7 protein-coding genes are annotated in these 14665 nt (G+C 33.5%); 2 read left to right on the forward strand and 5 right to left on the reverse strand.

Annotated elements, in window-relative coordinates:
* Positions 1–4421 precede the first annotated feature (4421 nt).
* Positions 4422–5099: a hypothetical protein gene (locus CKF58_RS00030; protein ID WP_147397171.1), complete on the forward strand. Its 678-nt coding sequence runs from the start codon at positions 4422–4424 to the stop codon at positions 5097–5099.
* A 2106-nt stretch (positions 5100–7205) separates the two neighbouring features.
* Here the strand turns inward: CKF58_RS00030 and CKF58_RS00035 are convergent.
* Both CKF58_RS00035 and CKF58_RS00040 read right to left on the reverse strand, forming a co-directional pair.
* Positions 7206–7529: a hypothetical protein gene (locus CKF58_RS00035; protein WP_222987616.1), complete on the reverse strand. Its 324-nt coding sequence runs from the start codon at positions 7527–7529 to the stop codon at positions 7206–7208.
* Between the two features lie 147 nt (positions 7530–7676).
* Positions 7677–10100: an N-6 DNA methylase gene (locus CKF58_RS00040; protein ID WP_119529951.1), complete on the reverse strand. Its 2424-nt coding sequence runs from the start codon at positions 10098–10100 to the stop codon at positions 7677–7679.
* A gap of 566 nt (positions 10101–10666) precedes the next feature.
* Between CKF58_RS00040 and CKF58_RS00045 the strand changes: the two genes are divergently transcribed.
* Complete coding sequence (locus CKF58_RS00045; RefSeq protein WP_119529952.1) at positions 10667–10987, forward strand: DMT family transporter; 321 nt, start codon at positions 10667–10669, stop codon at positions 10985–10987.
* A gap of 125 nt (positions 10988–11112) precedes the next feature.
* Here CKF58_RS00045 and CKF58_RS00050 read toward each other — a convergent pair whose 3' ends face one another.
* From CKF58_RS00050 to CKF58_RS08305, 3 genes are all read right to left on the reverse strand, one after another.
* Complete coding sequence (locus CKF58_RS00050) at positions 11113–12081, reverse strand: MBL fold metallo-hydrolase (RefSeq protein ID WP_222987617.1); 969 nt, start codon at positions 12079–12081, stop codon at positions 11113–11115.
* A 541-nt stretch (positions 12082–12622) separates the two neighbouring features.
* Positions 12623–13207 (reverse strand): phosphatidylglycerophosphatase A family protein, encoded by a 585-nt coding sequence (locus CKF58_RS00055; RefSeq protein WP_222987618.1) that lies wholly within the window; start codon positions 13205–13207, stop codon positions 12623–12625.
* A 282-nt stretch (positions 13208–13489) separates the two neighbouring features.
* On the reverse strand, positions 13490–14665 hold a 1176-nt coding region (locus CKF58_RS08305), incomplete at its 5' end, for an autotransporter outer membrane beta-barrel domain-containing protein (RefSeq protein WP_222987619.1).

Raw genomic sequence — 14665 nt, forward strand, 5'->3', positions numbered from 1 at the left:
ACTATCACAAAACACTTAAGTTCAAGTCTAAGCAAAGCTAAACTTAGCAACCGCGTTTTTAAACTTCAAGAAGTTATCTCTTAACCTAAAGAGTTAATCCTTAAATCTAAAGTATTCATCCCTAAATCTAAAGAGCATATCCCTAAATTTAAAAATGCCTCCGATCTAAAGAATAGCCCCCTAAAAGAAAAGATAAAATCTTTAATCCTTTTTTAGCAATCTTGAACAAAGAGTTAGCCAATTGTGATTAAATAATTAGCTAGTACCTAAATTACTCCTCGCTAAAAAAGCTACACTCTATTTGCGGTTTACTCTAAGCTTTATGCTTTGTCAAGGGTATCTAGAAAAAACCAAGAGTGAGAACATGATTACTTAAGTTGCTACATAAGAACTTTAGTAATAAAACTAACCTACAGTGAGCTGTAACCCAAATTGCTACAAACTAACAAATTTAGATTGTTGCTACTGTGCATAATGTTTATCCCAATAACTAATTGTTTTTTTGTTATTTTACTTAGTTATGTAGGTTAGTAACTTTTACTTAGCAAGCTTTAACCTAGTAAAGAATGCATTTAGCTAGTTTTATTGAGTTTTGTAGAAATTAGAACTAAAACGCTAATAATTGAATATTGAATAGAGAACTATAAACTTGCAGAAAATACTAAGTCAGTTAAGAACTTAGGGGTTTATAGCTTGAAGATAAAATTGTATCGTTTGTTAGGCATGAGGTTTACTGCAAGATGTTGAGATGAAATCACTTTGCCTTACTGTAAGTTACTAAAATTAAAAGAGAAAAGTAAAAAGATTATGTACAACTAAGAGATTATGTACTGAGACGATATAACTAGATTAGATATATAGCTTAAGATTATGTACATTAGGCAAACTACAAAGACATAAAGAACTATCCCCTGACTATTTACTGACTACCTACTGATAATCTCAAAACTTACTAAAAACTTGCAAAAACTTTCCAAGATGAATGTCAGCAAGTAAAAGTACTTATGGCAAACTCATCTTTAGCTTAACCAGAGAAAAATTAATTGTTAAGCTTGATTGCTCTTTTGTGCTTTAAGCGTTAAATTTAAGAGCTAAGTTTTTGTTTTTACGTCAAGTTTTTAATGAAGATAGGTTATTGAGGACTATGTAGAGCCTATAAATTTTTAGTAACCAAAAGTAAGTTATGTGACTATCTTTAACAGTACCTAAATATATGCCTAAAAGAGTAATATTAGTAGAGGTATTTAAGAATAAAAGTAAAGACTTTTTAAGAAATTTTAGCCACTAATTCCTAATTCTATTATAGACTTTTTACGCCACAAAATATGTAAGATCTACTGTCTATTATACGTTATTTATCCAACATCAAATCTATATGAGTAGATATAAGTAAGAAGAAGTTAGATAAGACTAGAGCCCAGCTTTCTTGGAAAGAAAGCTGGGCTCTATAGTACACTATAGACTTTTGCAAAAATTGCAGAAAAATCAAGATTTTAACAAATACTCAATCTTGAAATATGAGGTTTGTACAGAGACCTATATTGCGCATAAATAAAAGAATTTTGCTTGCTCTAAGACTTAAATCCAAATTCTTGGATATAAGAAAATGACAATAAAAGACGCGAAAAATGTTAGTTTTAGCAAAATATACACATAAAACTATAGGGATATATGAACTTGCTGTTTAAACGCAAATTCTAGCTCTAGGACACAGGTTATACACCACTATTCTATACAGATCGATTTACGACAATGCCGATATTACCGCGTAATTAAGCTAGTACTAACACTATGCATAGCGAATTTTGTCCTCTGCACCTGAAGCAATAGCACTTAAACCACCATTAATCAGAAGTATAGAGCTGTGTAAAGATTACAATTGGAACATAAAGTGGATAAAAAGTCTATCAATGAGCTGTCATTTTTTAACTTACTTTAGATCCATTATGGAAAAACAGCTAAAACAAACAAAGATAAAAGAAACGAAACCCTAATTAGGCACTTCTTGCTTAGACGTAAGCAATTAAGCTATGCGATGATGAAATGTAGAAATAAGGCAAAATAGGCAATAAGAAATGAGGAAGTTAGGCAATTAGAAGTGAGAAGTTAGGAAATAAAGCGATAAAAAGATAAGATCGATAAGCTTCAACAAAAGTTAGCTTGGTTGTCAGACAACACAGCCTAAATAGTCTACAAAATCATAAGCAAATTTTATGCTAATAAGTTACGTTCTATACATCTATACAAAAGATGTATGTTCGCAATAGAGTACAACTTAATAGAGTACGACTTGAGTGACAACAGGACTATTTTTAGCTATGCCTATAAAAATTACCATTTAATTAGCTAACCATGAAAATATTTTTTAATCCCAATACCTAAATACAGCATTATTCCCGACTAAAAGCTGGGTCTTTTACCTTTTTGTTATCTAAATCAAGTGACACAAGAGAGAAAGTTATGTCAAATTTAGGTATACCTAAATTTAGCAAGAGGAAAGAACTTTTCTTTAACTTTTATTTTTCGTCTTAAATTTAGGTACTACTTCATAAACACTAAGTTTACACCAGGTTAAAAATTTGTCATATGAATTTGGATCTTCATCCTTTTACAAAACTCAACAATCACTAACCTATATAAGACGTAAATATCCAAAATTTTGGATATCTATCCCTTACTGACAAGCAAATTTTTCTCACTAAGGGATATGGTAAATAGAGTATGTAAAAAATAAGTAGGAACTCAAACTTTGTAATTTATTCTCAATACTTATTTCTCGAATCCAGTGCTTCTTCCGTTAATTAACAACCAGCCTAGCCTGAGCTTATTTCTAAAATACCAACTAAATATCAATAGCTTATAAAAACTAGCTTTCGCTTGTCCGTAAGGCAAATACCCTACCTATAGCAAACTAACCAACAATCTTTTCAAAACTCTTACATTCACTTACCTCGAAGTGTACACTCTAAAACTCATGCTAAATTTATCGATATATTGACCCTTATTCGTTAGGTAACAACAAAACTAATGTATTAAAGTCGATTTAAGTTGCTGTTAAGCAACTTAAGATTTAGGTATACCTAAAATTTAACTCTAAATTTAAAAGTTATTTTCATTACGTCTTGTATGCAATTTTCACCGTAACTTTCCCACTTTCATCACAAAGAAAAATTCTCCTTGCTTAACTGTTCGTGCTAGGTTTTACCTTATAATATTTGCGGTTTATCTGTTATAAACCTTGGGTTATCCAAACTTAGCGACTTTAGTTTTGTTGCAAGGGAATAGTATAGATTACATACTGATTTTTAACTGTTTACAATTTTTTCTTGTAACACAAACTAGTTCACTTGTTAAGTACCCACTTAGTTACCATTACCAATTATTCAAGTAGAGAGACCTAAATTAAGGCTGTGTCTGTTCCTTTTGTGCTACAAACACCCATGAGTCTATCGCTCCATTTTTGTTTGTGAAGGCAGAATTAGTAAATTGCTTCTATCGATATACTTATGCTTCTTGGCTGTTTTCAAACAATAGTTTTAGTAATGGGTATTTTTATCCACTCTTATAATTAAAAATTTAGGTATATCATCAAACTTTTACCCAACCAATATCTTCTAAACAACAGATGGCTTTTACATACTCTTTTTTCTCATGAGAAAAGAGATGAGATGTACACCAGTTTGAGTTGTTTGTGTTGCCTAGATTATCTGGCATCTAGATTATCTGGCATCTAGATTATCTGTGTTGTCTAGATTATCTAGACTATCTAAGATGTCTGGGTTGCATGTGTTATTTGGATTGTCTGCAAAATAGGGTGTAGTTTAAGGTGTAGTTAAAAGTGTAGTTCTGGGTACTAATTATTAGTGCTAATTCTTCTTTTTGCGAATTAATATTTAGTTCTCATTTAGTGCTCATTTCTCTCTTTTCTAAGACAAATCTAGTGCTAATTTAAAAGCATTTAGCTTTGAGATTGAATGATATAGATGAGTAAGCAAAATACCCTAAATTATTTTCTGCACCATCTCTTGTCTTTTTTATCCCTAAATTAGGCAAGTTTTACCATAGGCAGGTGATTTTGAGGATAAATATCGGTAAATTTTTACATAATAATTAAAGCGATGAGCCATTTTACTGATAGAATAGAAACAGCGGAAAAAATTTACCTCCTACTTGCAAGTAATAAATATAACTCCGGTTATATGTACACTTATGTAATTTGGTGATGGTTTTTATATGGCACATAGTAAATTTTAAAAGTGACTAGTGAGCTAGTCGGAGTTCTCTCAAACTTTTAAAAAGTTATGCAGTACAAAGTAAGCTAACTTGCTCTCAAGTTTTTAGCTTTGAGCTAAAGCTTTAAAGTAAGGCTTTTACTTTGTTGCTCTTACTATGTAAAGAGTTAACTTAATCGAGGTTTACACATGACCGTTAAGGAAAAGCCATCCGTGGAATTACAAGTACAAGTTCAAGAAGTAAACAACAACGATCTTACTTTAGTGCGTGATTACAATCGTAAACCGCAATTAATGCATCGCCGCATTAAAGAACGCGAACGCGCTATTAAAAAACACAACCAAACGATTGATCGTGAACGCTATCCAGCCGAAGAAATAGATCTCGATTCAAATGGCTTTTATGCCAAATTCGGTGATTTATTTGTCGCGGCTAAACATGGCTCACAATTAGTCATTAACTTTACCGCTCACGTACCTGATGGTAATGGGCTGGTGGTAACTCGTCAGTTGAAGTATCAACTTGGCACACCAACCGTAAAAAAAGTTAATGGGGTGTTACGTTATCGTTGTTACGTAACCGAACATCATTCAATTCTTTCTCGCCGAGCGCGGGGAGAGTATAGTGGTTATACTTTAGAACAATCTCGTCGCATAATTGATAATAATTCTATTTATCCTCATCTTTCGGCAGATAGAAAAGCAATTATCGATGAGCTTGAGCGTCGTAAATATTACGCACGCTGTCGTTATTTAGTGCAATGTGCATACATTGACTTAAAAAATCGCGGGGTGCCTGACAGTGAAATTGATCGTACTATTAGTGCCCTCAAAGAAGGATACGCTTTTGCCTATACCGCAAAATAGTATTCTCCTAAGTATAAGGAAAGGCTAGGATCTAGCCATTGAAAAGTACTTCACCTCCCCAATAAATTACTTTTTTCCTTAGTCAGCAATTAACAAAATCTCAATTAACAATTAATAATTGCCGTTTTCCGCCAACTTGCAGTGTAATTAAGATTAGTGTAAACCTTGAATAGTTTGCTTATGCGTAAGCAAATATAAATAGAGAGGGATCTACGGTTATAGTTTTAGTGTAATACTTGATAAAACATCAAGTACTAATTACTAATAACTACTATAACTAAAGAGCAACTCACATATCTATTTATAGTCTAACTCTGTTAATTGCGAATAATGCCCTCATTACTTTTACACCCTAAAGATTATCTCAACTTAAATTTAAGTTAAAATCCTAGTAAGTTCTTGTTATATGTCTGAGTTCCATAACCATGATATCTAACCTGACTCTAGGAGATATATTTATAAGCATTGTGGTTTACACTTCCTTTTACCACTTACAACTTACCTAAACAAGGCAAACTGCTACTTACTATTTAGCTCGAACCGGCGAGATAATTGCTTGTCTCTCATAGGCATTTAGATGTCGCTTGTTAGGCATTGAATTGTCTCTTATAGGTATTTGATTATCGCTTGTTTGGCATTTGTTTATAACTAGTGGTACTACTTACCATTGGTTACTTGTAGTGGTAGTAAGTGATGCATATAAAGGTTATGCATTACCTTATAGTTTCTTGTTGAAGCTTAACTTAACTGTTGGGGGCTTACTGTGATCAAGATAGCTAATTGTAATAACTTAATTGTCATTTACAATTTACATCAGAAAAACAGTAGATTTAAATTAGATTTTTCTTGCTAAATAATCATCCTCGATTAACTTGCTTCGTCGCTAGTTAATCATCATTCGGCTAATTTAAATCACAATATTTAAGTCTAACTTTAACAACTCTCTCCACAAGCTATAGGTAAGCGCAAACCTTGAGTTTAAGTAAGCTACACTTAAGCTGAACTTAAAGCATAGGTAAGAGATGTAAGAGATAAAAGTTGTAGTTCGGATTTTATAAATCCTTTATAAAATTCTTGGACTACTTTCTTATAAAGATAATTAAAATCTTAATCTTTAGGCAAGACAAAGTAATGTTCTTGTTAATTACAACCTAGCACAACCCTTGCTAAGACTAATTTCTGCTTTCTTAATTGCAGGAAGTAAAAAGTTAAGTTGCTAATGCCAAGGCAAACTTAGCTCTAGTTAAAAAAGTTACTTAATGTTACATAGAACTCTTTAAGTGCCGCTTAAAGAGAGAAGATTTGGTGCTCTACCTACCTATTTAAGACTATCGGTTCTCCTAGCTTTTGTAGTTAGGAATCTCAGGTTAACTTCAGGTATAGTCTGCCTCTTATTCTTCCCTTTGTAACTTTCTGTCACTACGAATTTAAAAAACTTCTTTACTTTATTTTGCTCTTTAAGTTAATTAATACCATCCGTGGTACTAATTATTTCTATGATCTTTACTAAACCTCAGCAAAACTTACTCTTTTTATTAGGGGCTAGCGATAGCACTTAATAAATCCTTACTTTCAGTAAAGAGCAAGAACTTAAAGTGCAATGTGAATACAATTACATTTATTTCTCTGCGTAATTATTGCGACGTTTTTCTTACAGGTGAATTACGGTAACTTTCCGAAAGTTAAGCTACGTCAAGATAATTAGTTCCTCACATGTTAGGTAGTTGCCCCATAAAGTTACTAAGAGTTACTTTAAGTTCACTCAACTAGAGCTAGGCAAGCTAAGAATTAACGATTTAGCTCTTTTGCTTTACTAAGATTAAGTAGCAGAACTCTCTGCAACTTACTCATTTCTAAGTTGGAGTATTTTTAGTTATGACTCATTACTTATAACTAAAAATCAAATTCAATAAAATCTATTTATGTGGGATGTACTTACATCCATCTAAAGCACCAAGCCACAGCTTGGTGCTTCAGTTTTTTCTAATCCTGTTTATTTTTTACATACTCCCTTTACCTAATCCCAAGAAACTTCCAATCACTTACAAGATGCTACCTTGCTCACCAAATAAGTAACAGTAAGCTGTACCCCAAAAATGATACAAACTACATATAATCTTGTACTTGTAGTTTATAAGCAGATGCTAGTTCTTGAGGATCTTGTAGTTTAAGATCAGCAAAAGGCACTATTACCCCTTGAATCAGTTCACTGTTAGTTGTGTTAGTAATAAACTCTTGTAAGAGTTTATTTGCTTGTTGGGCTGTAATGGCCACACTTGCAAGCTCTTGGCGCAAGACAAATGCATAAGCTAATACTTGTTGCAGAGCATTATTTACTGCTTCAGGAATATAAGCAACTTGAGCAGAAGTAACAAAACTCTCATCTGAATATGTAACCATTACCGTTGCCTGTTCTGTTACAGTCAACAAAATTAACGGTAAAGGTTCGGTTACTTCTAATAGAGATTCGTTTGCATGTAATAACGATTCATCTACAAATGGTAAAGATTTATATACAGATGATAAAGACTTATTTTCTGCTGCTATAGACTGATATAATTCTAATAAGGATGACTCTTACTCTACTAAAGATAAAGGGGCAAACTCTCTACCCTGTAATTGCCATAAGCAAATAGGAGCAGCCACATTAGTTGAAAGCTTACTTGGTAAAGTAATAATCGCTTGCACTACTCCAGCTTGAATAAAGGCTCGTTGCTGCTTAGCTTGTTCTTGCGCTGGTGGATTAAGAGTGTTTTGGCTTAACAGTAAAGCACTGTTACCTTGTGCTTGTAAGTACTCTAAGTGCAGTTGTCCCCATGCAAAGTTAGCACTGCTATTAGATACTGGAGTTATTAACCATTTACGATTTAAAATCTCTTCATCCGCCCAATCCTCTAAATCAAAAGGTGGATTACATGCCATATGCATCACTTTACCTTTAAAAGTTGCATCTGCTGCTTTAAAGCTATTAGCTGATAAACCAGTATTTACATTAAGGTTATGTACTAAATAGTTAAACTGAGCTATTTCCCAAGTATAGGTAAAGAGTTCTTTACCATAGTATTGTGGGATAGGCACAGAATAACCAGCATTAGAGCTAGAGTTAGAACTTTCTTCTGCTTGCTGTAATACTTGAGTTAAGTATTGGTGATAATCTCCAAGTAGAATATCACCAGATCCCATAAAGGGATCATAGTGAATGTTATTGAAATCTTGTTCAGACAAACTAACTTCTATTGGGTCAAGATTTGCTGTTGTTTGTTGGGTTGTAGTTTGGCTTGCTGTTACTTGTTCGTTTTTTGTTTGAACTGCTATAGCTTGTTTGGCTGTGGTTTGGACTACTGCACCTTGTTCAATTGTAGTTTGAACTGCTGTAAATTGTTCACTTGTAGTTTGCTTTGCTCTAGCTTGTATTGCTGTAGATACTGTTTGCTGTAAACAACTTACTAACCAAGCAGGAACATAATATTCACCTCCATTTTCACCTTCAAGTAAACATAGTTCTGCCATTACTTTGTCAAACATTAAGCCATAAGCTACTAAAGGATCTGGTAAGTATAAAGGATCTATATCTTTAGCAAAGTTTTCAGAACTGTATTTACCATTGGTTTTACTATCAAGATTCCTATCAGCAAAATGCGTTAAGTCATCGTTATGGTAGTTGCTGCTATTCAGGCTAAATAGGTGGTAATAACTTAAGACATATTGACGTAAAGGTAAAAGAATACTTTGTTCTATTTGTTCTAACCATTGATTAAAGGTAATCAAAGTAGTACTTATTACCGCAGAATCTGCTACATCACTACTTACTACATCACTACTTACTACAGCACTACTTGCTACAGAAGCATTCGTTACAGAAGCACTTGCTACAGAACCATTTGTTACTGAAGCCTCTGTTAACGAGTTGAGTTTTATTGTCGTAATACAGTCAACTTCTAAAGTGTTATGTTCAGTTAAAGCATTATGCTTAGCTAAAGCGTTACGTTCAGTTACAAACTTATCATAAAATTCTACAGCGCTGCTGTTAGCAGCGTTAAAATCCCTATATCCACTACTCTCTGTCTCTAAAAAATCACTATTACTCTGACGATCTACCTCTAGTGAATACTCCAGCCAAAACTTACTTAGCTCTCCTAAATAAGTAGTGTCATAATCTCGTAAATCATAAATTTCAGGTAAAGATTCACTTAAAGCACGATAAACCTCTAAACCTCCTTTGACAACAAAACAATTACCACTTCCCAGAACAACGCTACTGTTTGTAAATAAGCACTTAGTTTGAGATATAGAATCATCCTCAAAAACATAATCATTACTATCTAAAGAGTAATCTTTACTATTATCTTGATAATTATCTTTAGCCTGATCTATTGTACAAATCACTATCTTTTGCATAGCAATCTGTTGCTCAATAAACGCTTGTAACTTCGCAAAGTTAATTCCTGTTATTACTTGCAGATAAGCTAGTAACTTTAAAGGATTATCTAAGTTCTTGAAGTTCGGTGCTGGATAATATGGATGCAGAGCTTGTACCTCTGTTACATACGTGTTAAATAGTTCTAATGGGGTAAGTAACTTATCTGTTGGAATAGAATTTGCTGTACTTAGTAAGGTTTCATGACTTTTACTTACGCTATGTTGGTTTTCTTCTCTCTTCTCTTGCATCACCTCTCGATATAAACAACCTAAAGTTAACAAGTAATCACTTGCTAAGACAGCAAGGAGTAAGTGTTTTTGTTGTTTAAAGGTTGCGATATTTAGTTGTAAATATTGCGGTGCTTGAGAATTACAGCTTGTATTTTGTGAATTCGGATCAAGCTTAATATAAGAGTGAGAGTTTGTTGCTTGGTTGTCAGTTAATTCATGTTGTAACTCTACAGCAAAACAGGCATTACCATTACTAATTAAAGTAGGTAAAGTACCTACTAAATCTGTAACTAACTGTTCTAGCTTTGGTGAAACATAATTTAGGGGTAAGGTAGTGTAAGGATAAGTCATGATAGAGAAAGATAAGAAAGATAGAGAAAGGTCGATTAAACAAGTGAGATGAATAAGAACTAACCAGCATATACTCGTAAATTTACTCTGCTTTATAGGGAGTATGTAAAAAATAAACTTATAGCGGAAATAGATTTGAAAATATACTGGTGGATGTTCTAGAAATCGTCCTAGGATTTGTCATTGACAAATTCTATAGTTTGTACTTGTCTTGTACTACAAACTAGATCTTGTACTAAACACAATGCTAGCATTTGAACTCAATACTGTGCTAGAGCTTGGACTTAATACTATGCTAAAGCTTGTACTTAACATTATGCTAGTGTTTGTACTCAACACTACACTGAGTTTACACTTCTACTAAGTTTTAAAGTTTAAGAGGTTGTATAATAGTGAGTTCAAAATTTATTACCCATAAAGTATGTAACCATACTTTATGCTAACAATTATTACCTACTTATTATATCCCTTATGTTAAGGATATTTAGTCCTAAACATAAGTTTACATTCTCCCTTACCTACAAATTACAGATTTTTTTACTCTTCTTATTCACAAGGAAATTACTATGGCGTGGATCTTCCTTACACTTGCTGGCATTATGGAAATTGGTTGGCCAATTGGTTTTAAATTAGCGCAAAGTCCTGAATATCGTATTTTGGGGATTGTGTTAGCCTCTATTTGTATCGGCTTTTCAGCATGGTTCTTATTTATGGCACAAAAAACTATTCCTATGGGTACAGCTTATGCAGTGTGGACTGGTATAGGAGCTGCTGGAGCATTTGTTGTAGGAGTACTGTTCTTTAATGAGACTTCTACGTTTTTACGTTGGTTAGGTTGTGCGTTAATTATTTTAGGGGTAATTACCTTACGTTTAAGCAATAACTAATTTAAAATTACCTCGTATTTAAAATTACCTCGCATTTCATCGAGTGTAACTAAAAACATCAACACGTAAAATCCCCACGAAATAAACTTTCGTGGGGATTTTATGTATCTTTGTATCTTTATTCTTTATTGTAGGCTTTCCCACCAATGAGTTGTTGGTAAAGCTTTAAATGAGAAGGTTGTGCCAATTACTGGAGTACCAACTTGTAAAGTTGGATTTACTTGTTCTTTATGACTAAAGTAGACATCCATAGGTTCACGCCAAGTATGCTCAGAAAGATCAAACTTAGCCCAGTGGATAGGTACTACCTTAGGTGTGTTAATGTCTTTAGCCGCTTGTAAAGACTGGTGTGGGAACATGTGAATATTTGGCCATTTTTCGTTATACTCGCCATTTTCAATGAATGCCGCATCAAATGGTCCATACTCTTGCCCTATTTGCGCAAAGTGTTTACCGTAACCACCATCACCACTAAAGAAAAGCTTAAAGTCTGGAGTCGTAATTACATATGATCCCCAAAGAGTAGCATTCTGTCCACCTAAAGAACGACCACTAAAGTGACGATTAGGAGTAAGAGTATAAGTTACTCCATTTAGCGTCACATGTTCGTGCCAATAAAGTTCAGTGATTTTACTTTCATCTACTCCCCAACGTACTAAGTGAGCTTTTACTCCTAAAGGAACAACAAAATGACCTACACGGTCTTTAATTTCTTTGATTGTACGCATTTCTAGGTGATCGTAGTGATCATGAGAAAGCACTACTACATCAATGGCAGGAATATCTTTACTTGTAGTTTGATATTCGTAAGGGTAAGGTTTACCCCCTACAAAACTTACCGGACTTGCACTATAGAATACTGGATCAGTAAGGAAAGTTTGTCCATTAAGCTTGCCAACAATAGTCGAATGCCCTAACCAAATAAACTCTTGTTCTTGTAAACCTTTGATTTCATTACCATTTTCATCTTTAAGCACTAAAGATGGGGTTGGTTCAAGGTTAACAAATTTACCATCTTGGTAATTAGGTGCTGCTTGCATACGAGCTTGAGTTGCAGCATCAGGTTTACCACCAAAGACAGGATTAAACTGCAAAAACGCCCATACTATAAGCACTAGAATTATGATAACGAGCAGTAAATATTTAAAGAAAGTTAAGATCATATAAGTTGTTTGTGTTTGTATGTTTGTTACTTGTGTTTAGTTACTAGTGTTTGCTTGTATTTAACTAACTGTGTTAGTTTTATCGTATTTAGTTAATTGCTTTTAATTATGTCTAATTATTTGGAACTAATGACTAATGTTTAATTATTTATGTCTAGATAATTAGATCTAGTTACTAGAGTTTAGTTATTTGTATGTGATTAATTCGATTTAATAACTAGTCTTTGGTTACTTGTATTTGATTAATTAGATCTAATCACTTGAGTTTGTTTTCTTGTATCCAATAATTAGGATCTACTTATGATAATTTTCGCAGGATATTGTAGCATAAAGCTCCAGGTAAATGAGAGAATTTACCTGGAGCTTTAACTTACAAAAACCACCTATAATCAAAGACTTACCTTTGATTAGAGAGTTTAACTCAATTGTGTTTTGCGCATAACTAATTAATGCCATTTTGCATATGCTTTAGTTAAGCAACTAAAAAATTACGAATACTTTCGTCCCAACCAAAATAAGATAAGACTAGAAGTAAGATAATCGATTTAGCAATCGTAGTTAGGGCAGCAAAAATATCATCTAGCATTACCCCAAGCGGAGTATTTAAACAATCCGCCCAAGCTGTTAAGCCTACTTTAATAATATCATCAAAGCGGAAGAATAAAAAGTTTACAAATGTAATGTAACCAATTAATTCTGTATAGTAAGAGTGATCTAATCCGATATAAAAATAGATAATCCCATTGACAAAGAATACGGCTGCAGTTTCATCGATTACGACATAGCTTGGATCTTCTTTACCGTCTTGACGTTTTAATGCCCAAGTGCATAACCAGCCAACAAAAAACTGCACTACTGCCCAAAAGAGTAGATTAGTATACCAATGAGTTTGGCTTGTCTGTGTAAAGAGATACCAACAAACTAATGAAGCCGCTGCAGATCCCCAAGTACCAGGTGCAGGACGGAATAGACCTACGGTAAAGAATGAAGCAAGAAATAAAGATGCTTTACCTGTAAAGCCTTTATAGTGGGAAAAAAGATTATAGCGATAAAACATGAGCATCCTAGCTCGTTGTTCGAGCTTATATAAGTAAAACAAAGATTTGCCAAAAATTATAACACAAAGGGCGACTGATCTAGAGATCAGTCGCCCTTATTTATATTTACATATTTGCGTAGTGGTGTATCACTGTTTTGTATTTTCTAGTACGTGTTTTTACTATTGGTAAATACCTTTGCATAGAAATACATTTTCGTAAATATGCTGCATTGTCAGATAAGTTTGGTAGTCCAAGTCTTCTTAAGACAACGAATAATCTTAAGGCAAAGACTAAACTAACTACTTATCTTCTTTTTTGCTTTTAGAATCACTTAACTTGTTATGTAAGTAACTAGGAACAATGCTACATGCTGAAGAGAATCTTGCAGTATCTGCTTTAGATACGTTGTACTTACGGATCAGTTGATCAATCGATAGAGTTTGACTATCTTCATACGTGATTTGGTAATTAGCTAATACATCATCAATGGTTGCCATACATGTAGAGATATGGTAAGCCGTTGGGGTAACTGTAATAGTTTCACCTACTGGGATGTAATTTACGTTTACCGTCACTGATAAGTTTTCCTCATTATACATTTCACCAATACGATCACCTTTTTCTAACTCATAGTAATCCTCACTATCAATTAACCAATCATCATAGTTAGATGCAGGATCTTGCATTGATGGATCAATTGGTTGTGGATTCGTTAGAGTGTGATTAATTGTTAAATTTGGATTAATGATTAATACTGAATCATTATCTGAGTAACGACCATTGTAACTAGGTGTAGAGTTAATTACACCTTTATTACCTGTAAAGGTAATAGCTTCATAACTAACTGAAGTTAAGTTCGTATGATCACCAACGTTAAAGGTATTGTTCGTAACAGTTGTATTAGCATTCGAACCAATTTCTAAGTCACCTGAAGTGGTAATAGTATTACCATCGACTAAGGTTGAGCCATTTGTACTATTAATTGTGATACCAGTATTACTACTAATATTCGAATTAATAATCGTAGTGTTCTCTTTAGCCGTGATATTAATTTTACCTGTTTCAGCAGTAACATTAGTACCTACGATGTTAATCGAACCATTAGGTGAAGTAACATCTACATCGTCCTTAGCGGTCACATTAGTACCATTACCAATGTTAACTCCTTGGTTACCACTAATCGCAATCGAACCATTATCAGAACTTACATATGAAGAGTTAATAGTTGTCGTGCCATTAGTTGAGTTAATTACCACACCTTGGTTACCACTAATATTCGAATTCTCGATTGTAGTGTTTTCCTTAGCAGTGATGTTAACTTTACCTGTTTGCTCTGTTACATTCGTACCAGTTACGTTAATAGAACCGTTTGGTGAAGTGATGTCTACATCGTCCTTAGCAGTTACATTCGTACCGTTACCAATGTTCACTCCTTGGTTACCACTAATAGCAATTGAACCATTATCAGAACTTAC

This window comes from Psittacicella hinzii, from assembly GCF_003585935.1.
GTDB classification, from domain to species: Bacteria; Pseudomonadota; Gammaproteobacteria; order Enterobacterales; family Psittacicellaceae; genus Psittacicella; species Psittacicella hinzii.

Coding starts and splice junctions, on each gene's coding strand:
- CKF58_RS00040 (WP_119529951.1), bottom strand. CDS start 10,100: ATGACTTATCCTTACACTACCTTACCCCTAAATTATGTTTCACCAAAG.
- CKF58_RS00045 (WP_119529952.1), top strand. CDS start 10,667: ATGGCGTGGATCTTCCTTACACTTGCTGGCATTATGGAAATTGGTTGG.
- CKF58_RS00055 (WP_222987618.1), bottom strand. CDS start 13,207: ATGTTTTATCGCTATAATCTTTTTTCCCACTATAAAGGCTTTACAGGT.
- CKF58_RS00030 (WP_147397171.1), top strand. CDS start 4,422: ATGACCGTTAAGGAAAAGCCATCCGTGGAATTACAAGTACAAGTTCAA.